This is a genomic window from Serratia sp. SA088 (genome assembly GCF_049065515.1).
Lineage (GTDB): Bacteria > Pseudomonadota > Gammaproteobacteria > Enterobacterales > Enterobacteriaceae > Serratia > Serratia nematodiphila.
Genome location: NZ_JBAKGW010000015.1, coordinates 13,395 through 28,003, shown reverse-complemented (window position 1 = coordinate 28,003; position 14,609 = coordinate 13,395). Strand labels below are relative to the sequence as shown.

The following is a 14,609-nucleotide window of genomic DNA, read 5'->3' as shown; positions in this document are numbered from 1 at the left end:
TTTGACGGCCCCCGCGGCAGGCGGAGGCCGTTCTTCTTCCACGAGGAAAGCGCAATGGTTCTCTGTTCGGTGTGGCGCGGTGCGTTTGAGAGGGCGCCGGCATGACGCTCGCTCTGTTCGCCGCGTTTTGGGCGGTGTCGATTTTGTTGGTGATCACGCCGGGTATGGATTGGGCCTATGTGATCTCGGCGGGTATTCGCGGTCGGGTGGTAGTGCCCGCCGTCGCCGGTTTGCTGTTTGGCCATTTGTTGATGATTGCGATCGTGGTGGCGGGCGTCGGCGCGCTGCTGGTCGGCAACCCACTGGCGCTGACGGCGCTCACCCTGTTGGGGGCGGCTTACCTCTTGTGGATCGGTTTCAACATGCTGTTGCACCCGCCGGTGCCCGGCGCCGGTGAAGATCAGCGTTCTGATTCCTGGCTGCGCTGGGCCGGCAAAGGCGTGTGTGTCAGCGGGCTGAACCCCAAGGTGTTTCTGCTGTTTCTGGCGCTGCTGCCACAATTTACCGACGCCCGAGCCGAATGGTCGGTGCCGATGCAGATGCTGGCGTTGGGCGTCGTGCATTTGATCAGCTGCGGCCTGGTGTATCTGCTGGTGGGGTTTGGTTCGCAGTCGGTGCTGCGCACGCGTCCGCAGGCCGCAAAGGTGGTGGGGCGCATCTCCGGCGCGGCGATGATCGTCATCGCCCTCGGGCTGCTGGCCGAGCAGGCGCTGAAATAGCATTACCGTCGGTAGATGTCCGGCCGGGCGATCTGCCAGACAAAGTCGGGGCGGTTGATGGCCGAATAGCCCACTTTCTCATAGAGCCAGGGGGCGGTGCTGGTGACCAGCATGACTCGCCTCAGCGTCGCCATCAGCGGATGGGCCTGGCAACATTCCGCCAGCCACAGGCCCAGCCCGCTTTTTTGGAATGTTTCCAGCACGTACACGTCGCACAGATAGCCGAAAGTGGCGTAATCGGTGATCAGCCGGGCGAAACCGATTTGCCTGGCGCCGTGATACAAACCGAAACACAAGCTGTGGGCGAGGGACTGGCGAACGGTTTCTTTATCGATTCCTTCCGCCCATGACGAACGGGTCAGAAAAGCGTGGATGGCATCGAGATCCAGCAGAGCGGGATCGGTGCTGACGAGATAGTCCGCACGCTGCCACTCCAGTGGGGCAGGGGTTGTCATGATGGCTCTTCTCCTGTGCAAGCGTTCAGGTCAGGGTCGCCGTTCAGGCGTGCAGTTCGGCGACCGTCATGGTGAAAATCAGCGTGTCTTCGCCTTCGTTGGCGTACCGATGTGGGCCGTCCGTTTTGGCGACCGCCGAACAGCCCGGCGCAATCATGAGCTCGGTCTGTTCGACGGCAAGGCTCAAGACGCCTCGCTCAACGTGCAGCAGCTCGAAGGTGCCCGTCGGGTGGCCGCCCGATGCATAGGCTTCCCCCGGCGCCATTTCCCACCGCCACAGTTCTATCATGTTCGGGCCTTGGGTGCCCGCGAGCAAACGTGCCGAGCCGCCGCGATCGCCATGCCACAGCGTGGGAATATCTTGGCTTTCAATCAGGTAGGCGGCGGGCGCGCGGGTGACGTTGACGATGTCCGCCACCGACAGGCCCAGCGCCGCCGCGAGCTTGCACAGGATGGCGATGCTGGGATTGGCGCCAGGGGGTCAGAACCCGGTTGAGCGCCGAGGCCGAGCGGATGTGGTTCATCCTGGATAGCCTGCCGGCGATGCCGTTGGCGGCGCTGCACGAGGCGGGCGACGAATTGATTGCCGGTTTACGGCAAATGATGCCCGGCGTCACGGTAGAGCAACGGCTCATCGGCCGCGCCTCGTAACAGGCGTCAGCACTGGCGGCGAACCAAACCGGTGATCAAATCCAGCGCGTCGTCCGCCGCCGCGATTTCGCTTTCGCTGAGCGCCTGCCGTTCGATGAAGCTCTCGATGGCTTCCAGCAGGGAGAAGATGCTGATTTCATCTCCTATCTTGACGACTTCGCAAATGCCACGCCCGATCGCCAGACAGATGGCTTCATCAAATTCACACGGTTTGCTGTTCATTTTTCCCCCTACGGCATTTGGGATTATATCGGCCATGCTACCGGTTTTTTCCCGGTGGCTGTCTGACGAAAATCCCATTTTTTCGTTGATGCTGACGGGCGCACGATCGCGGGCATTGGCGAAATTCTGATTTCCTCACCGTGGCCAAATTTCCCTTGTGACCACCGTGCCGGCGCGGTATTGTCGCCAAATGACGACAATACCGCCTCATTGTCCGCATAAAAAATTCATGACGTTATCATCCCTTCATCCCGCTGCCGTGCGGGATTTTTTTATGAGGTTTATCCCAAAGTGCGGATAACCTCGACGCGATCGCTTGCCATGTTCTGGGAATAATCCTAGCTTGAAATAGTCATTTAGGGTTAGCAATCCCTCATGACCTCCTTGTAACACTTGATGCACCAGAACGTTTTCTCCCCCGCTTAGGCGGGGGTTTTTAATGACGTGCATCGGAAAAGGCCGTGAACGTAGAACCGACAGAGTTCGTGACGATAACCAGTTTAAGCATCAGGGGACGGGACAATGAAAAATGATCTGGCGGCGGCGATCGCGATTGGCTGTGTGTTGTTGTTCGCATTGGCGGTCGGTTCGCCCCTTTCTGTCGCTACTTCGCTGTAATCTTCCGCGGCCCCGTTCGGGGCCGCTCATCGAGCCAGTCGCCGCGTCTGCGGATTTTTGCGTCGATCGTCTGCCCGTGCGATAAAATCAGCCAGATCGCTGTTGATGTATGGCGAACTTTGAGTACTCTGAGTGCTTTGCACATCCCGCGTGCGCCCGTTCTATCTATGCTTTAATCAGGCCCATCACAGGAATCGCCATGCCCGCCCGCCAAATCTCAAGGAGCCCGCTCTGATGCTGGAGATGTTATTACAGTGGTACCGCCGCCGCTTCACCGATCCTCAGGCCATCGCGCTGCTGGTGATCCTGGTTGCCGGGTTCCTTATTCTCTATTTTTTGCACGGCATTCTGACCCCGTTGCTGGTTGCCATCGTGCTGGCGTATCTGCTCGAGTGGCCGACCGCGCGCCTGCAGCGCATCGGCTGTTCGCGCACCTGGGCGGCGAGCATCATGCTGCTGGTGTTCTCGGGCGTCGCCATGCTGCTGGTGTTCGTCGTCGCGCCGACCGCCTGGCAGCAAGGCATCAATCTGATGAGCGATCTGCCGGGCATGCTCAATCAGTTCTATAACTTCGCCGCGACGCTGCCGAAGCGTTATCCGGCGCTGGTGGATGCCGGCATCATCGACATGATGGCGGAAAACCTGCGCAGCCGGTTGTCCGGCATGGGCGAATCGGTGGTGAAATTCTCGCTGGCGTCGCTGGTCGGCCTGCTGACGTTGGCTATCTATCTGATCCTGGTGCCGATGATGATGTTCTTCCTGCTGAAGGACAAAGAACAGCTGCTGAACGCGGTGCGCCGCGTGCTGCCGCGCAATCGCGGCCTGGCGGGGCAAGTCTGGAACGAGATGAATCAGCAGATCACCAACTACATTCGCGGCAAAGTGCTGGAGATGGTGATTGTCGGCGTGGCGACTTACCTGGTGTTCGCCGTGCTGGACATGCGCTACTCGCTGCTGCTGGCGGTGCTGGTGGGGTTCTCGGTGCTGATCCCCTACATCGGCGCGGTGCTGGTCACCATACCGGTGGTGGTGGTGGCGCTGTTCCAGTGGGGCGTCGGCGCCGATTTCTGGACGCTGATCGTCGCCTACCTGGTGGTGCAGGGGCTGGACGGCAACCTGTTGGTGCCCATTTTGTTCTCCGAAGCGGTCAACCTGCATCCGCTGGTGATTATCCTGTCGGTGATCGTGTTCGGCGGGATGTGGGGCTTTTGGGGCGTGTTTTTCGCCATACCGCTGGCGACGCTGGTGAAGGCGGTGATCCATGCCTGGCCGGATGAACTGCGGGTCGAGGTGGAAGACAAGGCCGACTGACAGGGAAGAAACGAAGCGCAGCAGGCCGCTGCGCTTCGTGAGAATTACTGCTGCAGGTAGTTCAGAACGATGTCGTGGTGATTGGTGGTTTTGAAATCATCAAACACTTTTTCAATCTTGCCGTTGGCATCGATCAGGAAGCTGATGCGGTGAATGCCGTCGTAGGTCTTGCCCATGAAGGTTTTCTCGCCCCACACGCCAAACTGTTGTGACACCTGATGATCTTCATCAGACAACAGCGTGAAGTTGAGCAGCTCCTTTTCGGCGAAGCGCGACAGTTTTTCCGGTTTGTCGGTGCTGATGCCCAGCACTTCGACGCCGACCTTTTTTAATTCGTCCATGTTGTCCCGCAGGCCGCAGGCTTGCACGGTGCAACCCGGCGTCATCGCCTTCGGATAGAAATAGACCAATACTCGCTGTCCCTGGAAGTCGGCCAAATTAATTTCCTCACCGTCCTGGTCAGGCAAACTAAATTTCGGCGCTGTGTCACCGGCTTTCAATGGGCTCATCACTACTCTCCATCTTTCTCGTCATGCTGTGGATAGTTCACCACGCTAATACTGCCTTGCGCGTTCAATTCTGTACATAGGCGATGGAAGGCTTGCTCAATATTTGAGGCGTCCCGATCGCCGGAGCTGTGGGCGGTAATTTGGATATACAGCTGCGGCGGCAGGTCGCCGTCCGCCGGCTGCGTGCGCGAGACCAGTTCGGCGATATTCATCTGGCTGGAGTCGAACAAATCGGTAAAGCGTTCGATGATGTGCGGCGAGTCCTTCACTTCCACCTGCACCCACACCGTGGCCGGCATCGGCGGCCTTTCGTGCGAGTTTGTGCGCTTCATCACGATCAGCAGATCCAGCTCCGCGCCTTTTTGCGGCAGGGTGGATTCGATCAGGGTGATGGCGTTCCAACTGCCGGACAGCAGCATGATGAACGTGAACTCCTCTCCCAGCATGGCCAGACGGCTATCTTCGATATTGCATCCGCAACTGCTGACGTGGCGGGTGATGGTATTGACGATACCGGGGCGGTCGGCGCCGAGCGCGGTAATCACGAGATAGTGTTCGTCTGACTGAGGCAAAATAGCGCTTCCTGTCGTGCTTAATGGGGTTACCATGGTAAACATAAAAAAAACCGCCTGCCAAGCGCTTACAACGCGGTTGTGCGCTTGCTTTTGGATAGGCAGCAAAAGTACCATGAGTGACTTGTTTGTGGAGGGGACGGCCAATGTTTACGGGAAGTATTGTTGCACTGGTTACGCCGATGGACGACAAAGGTGCTGTCGATCGCGCGAGCCTGAAAAAATTGATCGATTATCATGTAGCCAGTGGCACCGCGGCGATCGTTTCCGTAGGGACCACCGGCGAGTCCGCAACGCTTGCCCATGACGAGCACGTTGACGTGGTGCTGCAGACGCTGGAGTTGGCCGACGGCCGCATTCCGGTGATCGCCGGCACCGGCGCCAACGCCACCGCCGAAGCCATCGCGCTCACCACTCGCTTCGCCAACACCGGCGTGGTGGGCTGCCTGACGGTAACGCCGTACTACAATAAGCCGACGCAGGAAGGGCTGTATCAGCACTTCAAGGCGATCGCCGAGAGCACCGAACTGCCGCAGATCCTGTATAACGTGCCTTCGCGCACCGGCTGCGACATGCTGCCGCCGACCATCGCTCGGCTGGCGAAAATCAAGAATATTGTTGCTGTAAAAGAAGCGACGGGGAACTTAAGTCGCGTTAGTCAGATCCAAGTGCTGGTTGACGATGAAGATTTCATTTTGCTGAGCGGCGACGACGCCAGCGGGCTGGACTTCATGCAACTGGGCGGCAAAGGGGTGATTTCCGTGACGGCCAACGTGGCCGCGCGCGAGATGGCGCAACTTTGCGCGCTGGCGGCGCAGGGCAAATTTGCCGAAGCGCGCCGCTTAAATCAGCGCTTGATGCCGTTGCATCAGGATCTATTTGTAGAAGCAAACCCAATTCCGGTGAAGTGGGCCTGTAAGGCGTTGGGATTGATGGCAACCGATACGCTGCGTCTGCCGATGACGCCATTGAGCGAAGCCGCCCGCCCGGTGGTGGAGCGCGCGCTGAAAAGCGTCGGTTTGCTGTAACTCTAAGGGAAATTTGATGGCTTATTCATTGCAAAAGTCGACGGTAGCAAAAGTAGTGGGCATCTCATTGGTGATGATGCTGGCAGCCTGCAGCAGCGATCAGCGCTACAAGCGCCAGGTCAGCGGCGACGAGGCCTACCTCGACGCGGCTCCGCTCAAGGCGCTGAACGCGCCGTCCGGCATGATCCTGCCGGTGCAGAGCGGCAACTATGACGTGCCGGCCACAACGGTGCAAGGCAACGTCGGCAAGCAGCTGGACATTCGTCCGCCGGTGCAGCCGTTGGCGCTGCTGAGCGGTTCACGCGCGCAATACGCCGGCGACAGCGGCACGCTGCTGCTGGAAAACAGCCCGCAGAACCAGAACCTGTGGTCGCGCGTGGTCAGCCTGCTGCAGGCGAAGAACATCGCGATCGCTTCCCGTCAGGACGCCGGTCAGACCCTGACCACCGACTGGGTGAAGTGGAACCGTCTGGACGAAGACAACCAGTACGAAGGCCGTTATCAGATCAGCGTGCAGCAGCAGGGCTATCAGCAGGCGCTGGTGGTGAAAAGCGTTGGCCTGCAGCAGCAGGGCAAGACCGAACAGGTGACCGATCAGTCTGAGATCCAGCGCTACAACGGCATGATGATCAACACCCTGATCGAAGGCCTGGACAAGCAGGATAACCTGGCAAGCTCCCAGACGGCCAGCCGTTTCGGCGCGCTGGACGTGCAGAGCGGTGCCGATGATACCGGCCTGCCGATGCTGGTGGTGCGCGGCCCGTACACCGTCGTGTGGGATCGCCTGCCGCCGGCGCTCGAAAAACTGGGGATGAAAGTGGGTGACCGAAGCCGTCCGCAGGGCACCGTCGCCGTGACCTACAAGTCCCTGAGCAGCAGCGATTGGGATGCGTTGGGCGTCAAGGATCCTGAACTGACGGAAGGCGATTACAAACTGCAGGTCGGCGATCTCAACAACCGCACCAGCCTGCAATTCATCGATCCGAAAGGCAAACCGCTCACCCAGTCGAAAAACGACGCACTGGTGGCGGCATTCCAGTCAGCCTTCAGCAAAACCAGCGTTAACTAATCAAAAAGGGGCTTCGGCCCCTTTTTGTTTTGTCTATACGGTATCGTTTGCGTCGCAGGTTTGGCACAATAGTGTCCGGCACGCCAAAGAATTCATTAGGTCAATTCTATACCCCCTAATTTCGGGCCGCGCTCGGGAGACAACGGGGATACATCACTGGAGTAAGTAAGATGCAAAAGCTAGCTGAGCTGTATCGCGGAAAGGCAAAAACCGTTTACACCACCGAGAATCCCGATCTGTTGGTGTTGGAGTTCCGCAACGATACGTCAGCACTGGATGGTCAGCGCATTGAGCAGTTCGATCGCAAAGGCATGGTGAACAACAAGTTTAACCATTTCATCATGAGCAAACTGGAAGAAGCCGGCATCCCGACCCAGATGGAGCGTCTGCTGTCCGACAACGAAGTGCTGGTGAAGAAATTGGACATGGTGCCGGTGGAGTGCGTGATCCGCAACCGCGCCGCCGGTTCGCTGGTGAAGCGTCTGGGCATTGAAGAAGGTCTGGTGCTGAACCCGCCGCTGTTCGATCTGTTCCTGAAAAACGACGCCATGCACGATCCGATGGTGAACGAATCCTACTGCGAAACCTTTGGCTGGGTGAGCAAAGAGCATCTGGCGCGCATGCGCGAGCTGAGCTACCGCGCCAACGACGTGTTGACCCAGCTGTTCGACGACGCCGGCCTGATCCTGGTCGACTTCAAACTGGAGTTCGGTCTGTTCAACGGTGAAGTAGTGCTGGGCGATGAGTTCTCGCCGGACGGCAGCCGCCTGTGGGACAAAAACACCCTGGACAAGATGGACAAAGACCGTTTCCGTCAAAGCCTGGGCGGCCTGATCGAAGCCTACGAAGAAGTGGCGCGCCGCATCGGCGTGAAACTCGACTAAGCGTCGGCACCGCCATTCGGGGCGATCCGGCCGGATCGTCCCGCTATTCTGCGTTTTTCCAGAAAATTTCTACATTTCCTCCGCGGCAGACCATTTATAATGATGGATGTGAGATGACTAAAACCTATCCCACTCAGGCTTGAAGCTGCCTTTGCGCTTACGATCGCGGCGCAACTTCAACGAGCAGGGGAAATATCTGGAGTGTATTTATGCGTTGGCAAGGGCGTCGGGAAAGTGACAATGTTGAGGATCGTCGCGGGCAGTCTTCAGGTTTGGGCGGCGGTGGCGGCGGTTTCCGCGTGCCGGTGGGTGGCAAGGGCGGCATCGTCATTCTGGTGGTGGTGCTGGTGGCCGGTTATTACGGCATCGATCTGTCGCCGCTGTTGAATGGCGGTAACGTCGCACCGCAGGGTCAACAACAGAGCGCCAACATCAGTCCGAAAGACGATGAGCTGGCCAAATTCACTTCGGTGGTGCTGGCCTCGACCGAAGATAACTGGAAAGAGATTTTCCAGCGCATGGGCAAAACCTACCAACCGCCGAAGCTGGTGATGTATCGCGGCGTAACGCGCACCAGCTGCGGCACCGGTCAGTCGGCGATGGGGCCGTTCTACTGCCCGGGCGACAGAACGGTGTATATCGATCTGTCTTTCTATCAGGACATGAAGACCAAGCTGGGCGCCGGCGGTGATTTCGCTCAGGCCTATGTGGTGGCGCACGAAGTCGGCCACCACGTGCAGAACCTGCTGGGCATCGAGCCGAAGGTGCGCCAGATGCAGCAAGGCGCCAGCCAGGCGGAAGTGAACCGCCTGTCGGTGAAAATGGAGCTGCAGGCGGACTGCTTCGCCGGCGTGTGGGGTAAATACGCCGAGAAGCAGCAGATGTTGGAAGAGGGCGACCTGCAGGCGGCGCTGAATGCCGCGCAGGCGATTGGCGACGATCGGTTGCAGCAGCAGAGCCAGGGCCGCGTTGTGCCGGACAGCTTCACCCACGGCACTTCGCAGCAGCGCTACACCTGGTTTAAACAGGGCTTCGACAGCGGCGATCCCAATACCTGCAACACCTTTGCATCCCGTTAACGCCTCAAGTGCCGGAGCCTGACTCCGGCATTTTTTTCGGATTGAGATACAGCCTTATGCTACAGGCAGCGCAACAACTCATGCGGCGGCAGGGCATCCGGCGCCTGCTGGTGCTCAGCGGTGAACCCGAGTGGTGCCGCGAACAGGCGCAGCGGCTGGCGGCGGCGCTGCCGGGCGACTGGCCGTGGGTGGGGGAAAACCCGCCGCCCGGCCTGACGGCTTTGCCGAGCCGCGCGGTGCGCCAATTGCTGGGGCAGGAGCGGCTGCACGCGGTGTTCGACGCCGGTCACTCGCTGGACGTGGAGGCGTTGGCGGCGCTGTGCGGCGCATTGCGCGCCGGCAGCTGGCTGCTGCTGTTGACGCCGCCCTGGCGGCAATGGCCTCAGTTGCCGGACGGCGACAGCCTGCGCTGGAGCGATTGTCCGCAGCCGATCACCACGCCGCATTTCATTCATCATCTGCAGCATCATTTGGCCGACGACAGCGAAGTGACTGTCTGGCGGCAGGATGAGCCCCTGACGCTGGCCGCGCTGCCGGCGCGTGAGGGTTGGCAGCCGCCGGATGGCGGGCCGACCGAGGAACAACAGGCGATCTTGACGGCGTTGTTGCAGGCCGAGTCCGGCGTGTGGGTGCTGACCGCCGCCCGCGGCCGCGGCAAATCGACGCTGGCCGGCATGCTGATGGCGCAGTCGCCGCTGACCTGCTGGATCACCGGGCCGAGCCGCGCCGCCACAGAGGTGGCCGGGGAATGGGCGCAGGGGCGCGCACAGTTTTGGGCGCCCGATGCCTTGCTGGCGCAGTGCCGGGAGGGGGACGTCAGTGACGTGGGCTGGCTGCTGGTGGATGAAGCGGCGGCGATCCCCGCGCCGCTGTTGCAACAGCTGATCGGCTATTTCCCGCGGGTGTTGCTGACCACCACGGTGCAGGGCTATGAAGGCACCGGCCGCGGTTTTCTGCTGAAGTTTTGCGCCGGGCTGCCGTCCTATCAGGCGTTGAGTCTGCAACAGCCGATGCGCTGGGCGCAGGGCGATGCGTTGGAACGGGTCACGGACAATGCGCTGTTGTTCAACGAGCTGCCCGCCTGGCCGGTGGATGGTCAGGCGATCGATTACAGCCAGGCGGAGCAGCGTGAACTGTGCGCCGATCCGCAGCGGCTGGCGCGTTTCTATGCTCTGCTGAGCAGCGCGCATTACCGCACCTCGCCGCTGGACTTACGCCGGCTGATGGACGCGCCCGGCATGCATTTCGGGCTGGCGCAGGCCGGACAGGAGGTGGTCGGTGCCGTGTGGCTGGCGGACGAAGGCGGGTTGAGCGCCGAGTTGGCGCACGACGTGTGGGCCGGCCGCCGCCGGCCGCGCGGCAACCTGGTGGCGCAGTCGCTGGCGGCGCATGGCGGCCAGTGGTGGGCGCCGACGCTGCGGTCACGGCGCATTACCCGCATCGCGACGCTGCCGACGTTGCGGCGGCAGGGTATCGCGCGTCAGCTGGTCGATCGGCAACGCCGCCAGGCGCAGGGGCTGGATTTCCTGTCGGTCAGCTTCGGCTATACCGAGCCGCTGTGGCGCTTTTGGCAATCCTGCGGTTTCGAGCTGGTGCGCATCGGCAGCAAGCCGGAGGCCAGCAGCGGCTGTTATACCGCGATGGCTATCTTACCCTTGAGCGAGCAAGGGGAGGCGCTGCGGCACGCGGCGCACAAGCACCTGGCGCGCGACTGGCCCTGGCTGCGGCAGCGCATCGAACTCGTGCTGGCGATCCCGGGCGATGACGGCGACACGTCGCTCGGCGAAGAGGACTGGCGCGAACTGGCCGGGTTCGCTTTCGCCCATCGGCCGCTGGAGGCCAGCCTGGGGGCATTGCAGCGTTTGCTGTTGGCCAGCAGTCTGCCGCTGCCCGCGCTGCGCGGCCATCTGCAGCGGCGGCAATCCCCGGCGGCCTGCGTGGAGCAGGCGGGCGTAAGCGGCCAGAAAGCCTTGCTGCGCCACTGGCGGCACGAAACGGCGCAGGCGCTGGAACAGTTGAATGCGCAACACTGCCGCTACTGGCGCGACTGGGCGCAGTCGTTGCAATAAATTGAATAACTCGCTCAATAAAACCCGATTTTCCCGATTTCTCAACGGCGTATAGTCACTGTCAGCGGTGCGGCGGCGACTGTCGCCGCACCAGGTTTGGTTACTATTAAGGAGTCATCGATGAAACATGAGCATTTCGTTGTCCAAAGCCCGGCGACCCCGGCGGCGCAGCTGATCTTGCTGTTTCACGGTGTCGGCGACAACCCGGTGGCGATGGGGGAGATCGGCAGTTACTTCGCCAAAGACTTTCCTCAGGCACAGGTAGTGAGCATCGGTGGCCCCGAAGCGTTTGGCAACGGCGCCGGGCGCCAGTGGTTTTCGGTACAGGACGTGAACGAAGAGAACCGCGCGGCCCGCATCGCAGACGTGATGCCGCAGTTTGTGGCCGTGGTGCGTCATTGGCAGCAGCTGAGCGGCGTGGGCTATGCCGGCACTGCTCTGGTGGGGTTCTCGCAGGGGGCGATCATGGCGCTTGAGGCGTTAAAAGCGGAAACCCGGCTGGCCGGGCGCGTGGTCGCGTTCAGCGGGCGTTTCGCCCAGTTGCCTGAGCAGGCTTTCGGCGACAGCGTGGTGCATTTGATCCACGGTGAAGAGGACGCGGTGATCGCGGTGCAACACGCTCACGCGGCGGCAGAAGCGTTACGGGTCAGCGGCGCCGATTTCACGCTCGACGTGGAAGAGAACGTCGGGCATGCGATCAATCAGGGCATGATGAACGCCGCGCTGGAAAGGCTGCATTATTACGTGCCACAGCGCTACTGGGACGAGGCATTGTCCGGCAAGCGCGGCGAGCTGATCGCCTTTCGCTAAAAACTCAGGGCGCCGATGAGCGCCCTGATGTCATTTCTTTTTCGGCCAGTCGTCTTCGTCATCCCACTGGGCGTTGTTGTCGCGGTGCGGCGGTATCTCCGGCTTGTTGGCCAGATAGCTTTTCACGTCGACGCGGCGCAGTTCCTTGATGCCGCTGACGACCATCCCCACCAGAACCAGCAGAATAATCCACCAGTAATCAGCTAACCATTGCATAGCTACTCCTTTCCTTCACTGCGTATGAAACGCGAAAAAATCGAGGGCAGATGGCGTTCGAGCCATTCGACACCGGCGACCTCCTTGTCTTGCCAGGCCGCCAGCAACAGCGCCGGGGTCAGCAAATGTTCAGCCTCTTGCGCCAGCGGCCGGTAGCTCAGATGCCACGGCTCCACCGCCACGCCGCCGCTGTCTTCGGTAAAGGGGCGATAGAAACCGAACTCGGCCATATGCGCCGTCAGCCACTGGTTGAGCGGCGCAAAGTAACCGCCTTCTTCATATTCCCACGGCTCCAGCTGCAGCTTTTGCCCTTCCGGCAACAGCGACGGATCGTACACGTCCAAATCGCTGCCCCAGTGATGGCGGCTGGCGCCAGGCAGGGCTGACCAGCGCAGGATCGCCTCACAGCGCTCGGCGGCGGACAGCGGCGCGACGTCGATCGGTTGACTGTCCTTATCTAATACTGGCCGCTGGCCGCAGAATTTGCCATTCCAAATCGCCAACTGGCGGTCGAAGTCGCGGAAGGTGCTGGCGGGCTGGAGATCGAATCCGGCTTCACGCGCGGCCTGCTGCATCGCCAGGAAGGCATTGACCGCCTGCGGCTGCAGCCGATGGTTGCCGCTCAGCGGCGCCAGGTGTTCGGTCGAACGGCCGGTGAGCATTTCTGCGGTGATCATGCGACCAATTGCTCCATGATGCGTTGATACATGCGGCTCAGCAGCTGCAGATCCGCGGCGTTGACACATTCGTTGACCTTGTGGATGGTGGCGTTGACCGGCCCCAGTTCCACCACCTGCGCGCCCATCTGCGCGATGAAGCGGCCGTCGGAGGTGCCGCCGGTGGTCAGCAGCTGAGGCGTCAATTCAGAATAGTGCTCGACGGCGTTGACCACCGCATCCACCAGCGCGCCGCGCGAGGTGAGGAACGGTTGACCGGACAGCCGCCATTCGATGCTGTAATTCAACTGGTGGCGTTCCAGCAGCTCTTCCACGCGCTGCTTGATCATCGCGTCGGTGAGTTCGGTGCTGAACCGGAAGTTGAACTGCACGTAGAGATCGCCCGGGATCACGTTGTTGCTGCCGGTGCCGGCCTGCACGTTGGCGATCTGCATGCTGGTCGGCGGGAAGAACTCGTTGCCGCGATCCCATTCGATCGCCACCAGTTCATTCAGCGCCGGCATGGCGCGGTGCACCGGGTTGTCCGCCAGATGCGGATAGGCGACGTGCCCCTGTACGCCGTGGATATGCAGGTTGGCGGTGATGGAGCCGCGACGGCCGTTTTTCACCACGTCGCCGACGCGTTCGGTGCTGGACGGCTCGCCGACCAGGCAGTAATCCAGCCGCTCGTTGCGCGCCATCAGCGCTTCGACCACTTTAACCGTGCCGTGGGTGGCGCTGGCTTCTTCATCCGAAGTGATCAGAAATGCCAGGCGGCCCCGGTGATTCGGGTTGGCGGCGACAAAGCGTTCCGCGGCCACCACCATCGCGGCCAACGAGCCTTTCATGTCCGCCGCGCCGCGGCCATACAGCATGCCGTCGCGGATTGCCGGTTCAAACGGCGGGTTGTCCCAGCGTTTTTCATCGCCGGTCGGCACTACGTCGGTGTGCCCGGCAAACGCCAGAGTTTGCCCTTCGCCGCGCCAGGCCCAGAAGTTTTGGGTGTCTTCGAAGTCCATGGCTTCGACGGTGAAGCCGATCGCCTGCAGGCGTTCGATCATCAGTTGCTGGCAGCCTTCGTCATTCGGGCTGAGGGAAGGGCGTTTGATCAACTGCTGGGCCAGTTCGATAACCGGGCAAGTCATACGGCAACCTCGGCGATAAATTGTTGGTAAGCGTCGGCGTTGAAACCGAGCAGAGCGTGGCCGTTGCCGTCGTCCAGCAGCGGACGTTTAATGATTGCCGGCTGCGCCAGCATCAGCGCGATGGCGGCGTCGGCGTTATCACAGGCGTTGCGCTGCGCTTCATCCAGCTTGCGCCAGGTGGTGCCGCGGGTATTGAGCAGCGGCTCCCAACCCAGTTGCGCGACGAAACCGCGCAGTTGCTGTTCGGTCAGGCCGTCGGCGCGGTAGTCGTGAAAATGATAGGCTATGCCTTGATCTTCCAGCCAGCGGCGGGCTTTTTTGATGGTGTCGCAGTTTTTGATGCCGTACATCGTCAGCGTTGTCTGTTGCGGTTTATTTGCCATGGCGTAAAGCTACCTGTCTCGTCGAGTCGATACTGAGCGGCGGGCGCGGTCTTAGGCCTTCTCGCCGCCCGGCGATAGCAGAGATAATGCCAGTAAAGCGGCGGCGAGATCCAGACAACGATGCGCGAGAGAGACGATTGGGCGCCAGGGAGAGAGGTTGGCAAATTGATGAAACGGCGATCTTCGCCGGCGGCGCTGTTAAAAGATGCCGGC

16 protein-coding genes and 2 pseudogenes are annotated in these 14,609 nt (G+C 60.9%); 9 read left to right on the top strand and 9 right to left on the bottom strand.

Translation table 11 applies throughout. From position 1 onward, the window contains the following. Nucleotides 1-101: 101 nt before the first annotated feature. Nucleotides 102-719, top strand: a complete 618-nt coding sequence (locus ACOWVD_RS24570; RefSeq protein WP_004941674.1) for a LysE family translocator — start codon at nt 102-104, stop codon at nt 717-719. Nucleotides 720-721: 2 nt separating this feature from the next. Here ACOWVD_RS24570 and ACOWVD_RS24565 read toward each other — a convergent pair whose 3' ends face one another. After that, the gene (locus tag ACOWVD_RS24565; RefSeq protein WP_049242895.1) at nt 722-1,174 is read right to left on the bottom strand and encodes a GNAT family N-acetyltransferase; all 453 of its coding nucleotides are present in this window, start codon (nt 1,172-1,174) and stop codon (nt 722-724) included. 43 nt (nt 1,175-1,217) lie between these two features. After that, nucleotides 1,218-1,646, bottom strand: a pseudogene (locus tag ACOWVD_RS24560) (cupin domain-containing protein); the annotation flags it as partial. Here ACOWVD_RS24560 and ACOWVD_RS24555 point away from each other — a divergent pair. After that, nucleotides 1,631-1,825, top strand: a pseudogene (locus ACOWVD_RS24555) (hypothetical protein); the annotation flags it as partial. The pseudogenes ACOWVD_RS24560 and ACOWVD_RS24555 sit on opposite strands and share 16 nt — an antisense overlap. A 6-nt stretch (nt 1,826-1,831) precedes the next feature. On the opposite strand, the gene ACOWVD_RS24550 reads toward ACOWVD_RS24555, so the two are convergent. After that, nucleotides 1,832-2,047 carry a hypothetical protein gene (locus ACOWVD_RS24550; protein WP_021504389.1) on the bottom strand — a complete coding sequence of 72 codons (216 nt, stop codon included), beginning with the start codon at nt 2,045-2,047 and terminating at the stop codon, nt 1,832-1,834. An 852-nt stretch (nt 2,048-2,899) separates the two neighbouring features. Between ACOWVD_RS24550 and ACOWVD_RS24545 the strand changes: the two genes are divergently transcribed. After that, nucleotides 2,900-3,976: an AI-2E family transporter gene (locus ACOWVD_RS24545; RefSeq protein ID WP_015378710.1), complete on the top strand. Its 1,077-nt coding sequence runs from the start codon at nt 2,900-2,902 to the stop codon at nt 3,974-3,976. A 44-nt stretch (nt 3,977-4,020) separates the two neighbouring features. On the opposite strand, the gene bcp is transcribed toward ACOWVD_RS24545, so the two are convergent. Together bcp and ACOWVD_RS24535 are read right to left on the bottom strand one after the other, a co-directional pair. Beyond that, on the bottom strand, nt 4,021-4,485 hold the full coding sequence (gene bcp / locus ACOWVD_RS24540; protein WP_015378709.1) for a thioredoxin-dependent thiol peroxidase: 465 nt from the start codon (nt 4,483-4,485) through the stop codon (nt 4,021-4,023). A 2-nt stretch (nt 4,486-4,487) separates the two neighbouring features. Then, entirely contained in the window at nt 4,488-5,093 is a 606-nt protein-coding gene (locus tag ACOWVD_RS24535; RefSeq protein WP_369783268.1) for a glycine cleavage system transcriptional repressor, read from the bottom strand. Nucleotides 5,094-5,203: 110 nt separating this feature from the next. Between ACOWVD_RS24535 and dapA the strand changes: the two genes are divergently transcribed. The 6 genes from dapA to ypfH all read left to right on the top strand — a co-directional run bounded on the left by dapA (nt 5,204) and on the right by ypfH (nt 11,996). Then, nucleotides 5,204-6,085, top strand: a complete 882-nt coding sequence (gene dapA / locus ACOWVD_RS24530; RefSeq protein ID WP_029988781.1) for a 4-hydroxy-tetrahydrodipicolinate synthase — start codon at nt 5,204-5,206, stop codon at nt 6,083-6,085. Nucleotides 6,086-6,101: 16 nt separating this feature from the next. Continuing rightward, entirely contained in the window at nt 6,102-7,154 is a 1,053-nt protein-coding gene (gene bamC / locus ACOWVD_RS24525; protein WP_015378707.1) for an outer membrane protein assembly factor BamC, read from the top strand. Between the two features lie 170 nt (nt 7,155-7,324). Further along, a complete protein-coding gene (purC, locus tag ACOWVD_RS24520; protein ID WP_004941708.1) occupies nt 7,325-8,038 on the top strand; it encodes a phosphoribosylaminoimidazolesuccinocarboxamide synthase in 714 nt (237 codons plus the stop codon). A 209-nt stretch (nt 8,039-8,247) separates the two neighbouring features. Beyond that, nucleotides 8,248-9,117, top strand: coding sequence for a neutral zinc metallopeptidase (locus ACOWVD_RS24515; protein WP_031299899.1), 870 nt, complete (start codon nt 8,248-8,250; stop codon nt 9,115-9,117). A 56-nt stretch (nt 9,118-9,173) separates the two neighbouring features. Beyond that, nucleotides 9,174-11,186, top strand: coding sequence for a tRNA(Met) cytidine acetyltransferase TmcA (locus ACOWVD_RS24510; protein ID WP_197843110.1), 2,013 nt, complete (start codon nt 9,174-9,176; stop codon nt 11,184-11,186). A gap of 120 nt (nt 11,187-11,306) precedes the next feature. Continuing rightward, a complete protein-coding gene (ypfH, locus tag ACOWVD_RS24505) occupies nt 11,307-11,996 on the top strand; it encodes an esterase (RefSeq protein WP_164095069.1) in 690 nt (229 codons plus the stop codon). Nucleotides 11,997-12,026: 30 nt separating this feature from the next. Here the strand turns inward: ypfH and ACOWVD_RS24500 are convergent, their stop codons facing one another. Genes ACOWVD_RS24500 through ACOWVD_RS24485 form a run of 4 tightly spaced genes read right to left on the bottom strand, consistent with a single transcriptional unit; the run spans nt 12,027 to nt 14,396 of the window. Next, nucleotides 12,027-12,212: a YpfN family protein gene (locus tag ACOWVD_RS24500; protein ID WP_004941720.1), complete on the bottom strand. Its 186-nt coding sequence runs from the start codon at nt 12,210-12,212 to the stop codon at nt 12,027-12,029. A 2-nt stretch (nt 12,213-12,214) separates the two neighbouring features. After that, nucleotides 12,215-12,889 carry a M15 family metallopeptidase gene (locus ACOWVD_RS24495; protein WP_004941723.1) on the bottom strand — a complete coding sequence of 225 codons (675 nt, stop codon included), beginning with the start codon at nt 12,887-12,889 and terminating at the stop codon, nt 12,215-12,217. Continuing rightward, on the bottom strand, nt 12,886-14,013 hold the full coding sequence (gene dapE, locus ACOWVD_RS24490; protein WP_004941726.1) for a succinyl-diaminopimelate desuccinylase: 1,128 nt from the start codon (nt 14,011-14,013) through the stop codon (nt 12,886-12,888). The genes ACOWVD_RS24495 and dapE overlap by 4 nt, the downstream gene beginning before the upstream one ends. Further along, entirely contained in the window at nt 14,010-14,396 is a 387-nt protein-coding gene (locus ACOWVD_RS24485; RefSeq protein WP_004941730.1) for an ArsC family reductase, read from the bottom strand. Before ACOWVD_RS24485 ends, dapE begins: the two co-directional genes overlap by 4 nt. Nucleotides 14,397-14,609 lie beyond the last annotated feature (213 nt).

Bases quoted from the DNA above. Each gene is read 5' to 3' on its own strand.
- ACOWVD_RS24570 (WP_004941674.1), top strand. From the start codon at position 102: ATGACGCTCGCTCTGTTCGCCGCGTTTTGGGCGGTGTCGATTTTGTTG.
- ACOWVD_RS24565 (WP_049242895.1), bottom strand. From the start codon at position 1,174: ATGACAACCCCTGCCCCACTGGAGTGGCAGCGTGCGGACTATCTCGTC.
- ACOWVD_RS24550 (WP_021504389.1), bottom strand. From the start codon at position 2,047: ATGAACAGCAAACCGTGTGAATTTGATGAAGCCATCTGTCTGGCGATC.
- ACOWVD_RS24545 (WP_015378710.1), top strand. From the start codon at position 2,900: ATGCTGGAGATGTTATTACAGTGGTACCGCCGCCGCTTCACCGATCCT.
- bcp (WP_015378709.1), bottom strand. From the start codon at position 4,485: ATGAGCCCATTGAAAGCCGGTGACACAGCGCCGAAATTTAGTTTGCCT.
- ACOWVD_RS24535 (WP_369783268.1), bottom strand. From the start codon at position 5,093: ATGGTAACCCCATTAAGCACGACAGGAAGCGCTATTTTGCCTCAGTCA.
- dapA (WP_029988781.1), top strand. From the start codon at position 5,204: ATGTTTACGGGAAGTATTGTTGCACTGGTTACGCCGATGGACGACAAA.
- bamC (WP_015378707.1), top strand. From the start codon at position 6,102: ATGGCTTATTCATTGCAAAAGTCGACGGTAGCAAAAGTAGTGGGCATC.
- purC (WP_004941708.1), top strand. From the start codon at position 7,325: ATGCAAAAGCTAGCTGAGCTGTATCGCGGAAAGGCAAAAACCGTTTAC.
- ACOWVD_RS24515 (WP_031299899.1), top strand. From the start codon at position 8,248: ATGCGTTGGCAAGGGCGTCGGGAAAGTGACAATGTTGAGGATCGTCGC.
- ACOWVD_RS24510 (WP_197843110.1), top strand. From the start codon at position 9,174: ATGCTACAGGCAGCGCAACAACTCATGCGGCGGCAGGGCATCCGGCGC.
- ypfH (WP_164095069.1), top strand. From the start codon at position 11,307: ATGAAACATGAGCATTTCGTTGTCCAAAGCCCGGCGACCCCGGCGGCG.
- ACOWVD_RS24500 (WP_004941720.1), bottom strand. From the start codon at position 12,212: ATGCAATGGTTAGCTGATTACTGGTGGATTATTCTGCTGGTTCTGGTG.
- ACOWVD_RS24495 (WP_004941723.1), bottom strand. From the start codon at position 12,889: ATGATCACCGCAGAAATGCTCACCGGCCGTTCGACCGAACACCTGGCG.
- dapE (WP_004941726.1), bottom strand. From the start codon at position 14,013: ATGACTTGCCCGGTTATCGAACTGGCCCAGCAGTTGATCAAACGCCCT.
- ACOWVD_RS24485 (WP_004941730.1), bottom strand. From the start codon at position 14,396: ATGGCAAATAAACCGCAACAGACAACGCTGACGATGTACGGCATCAAA.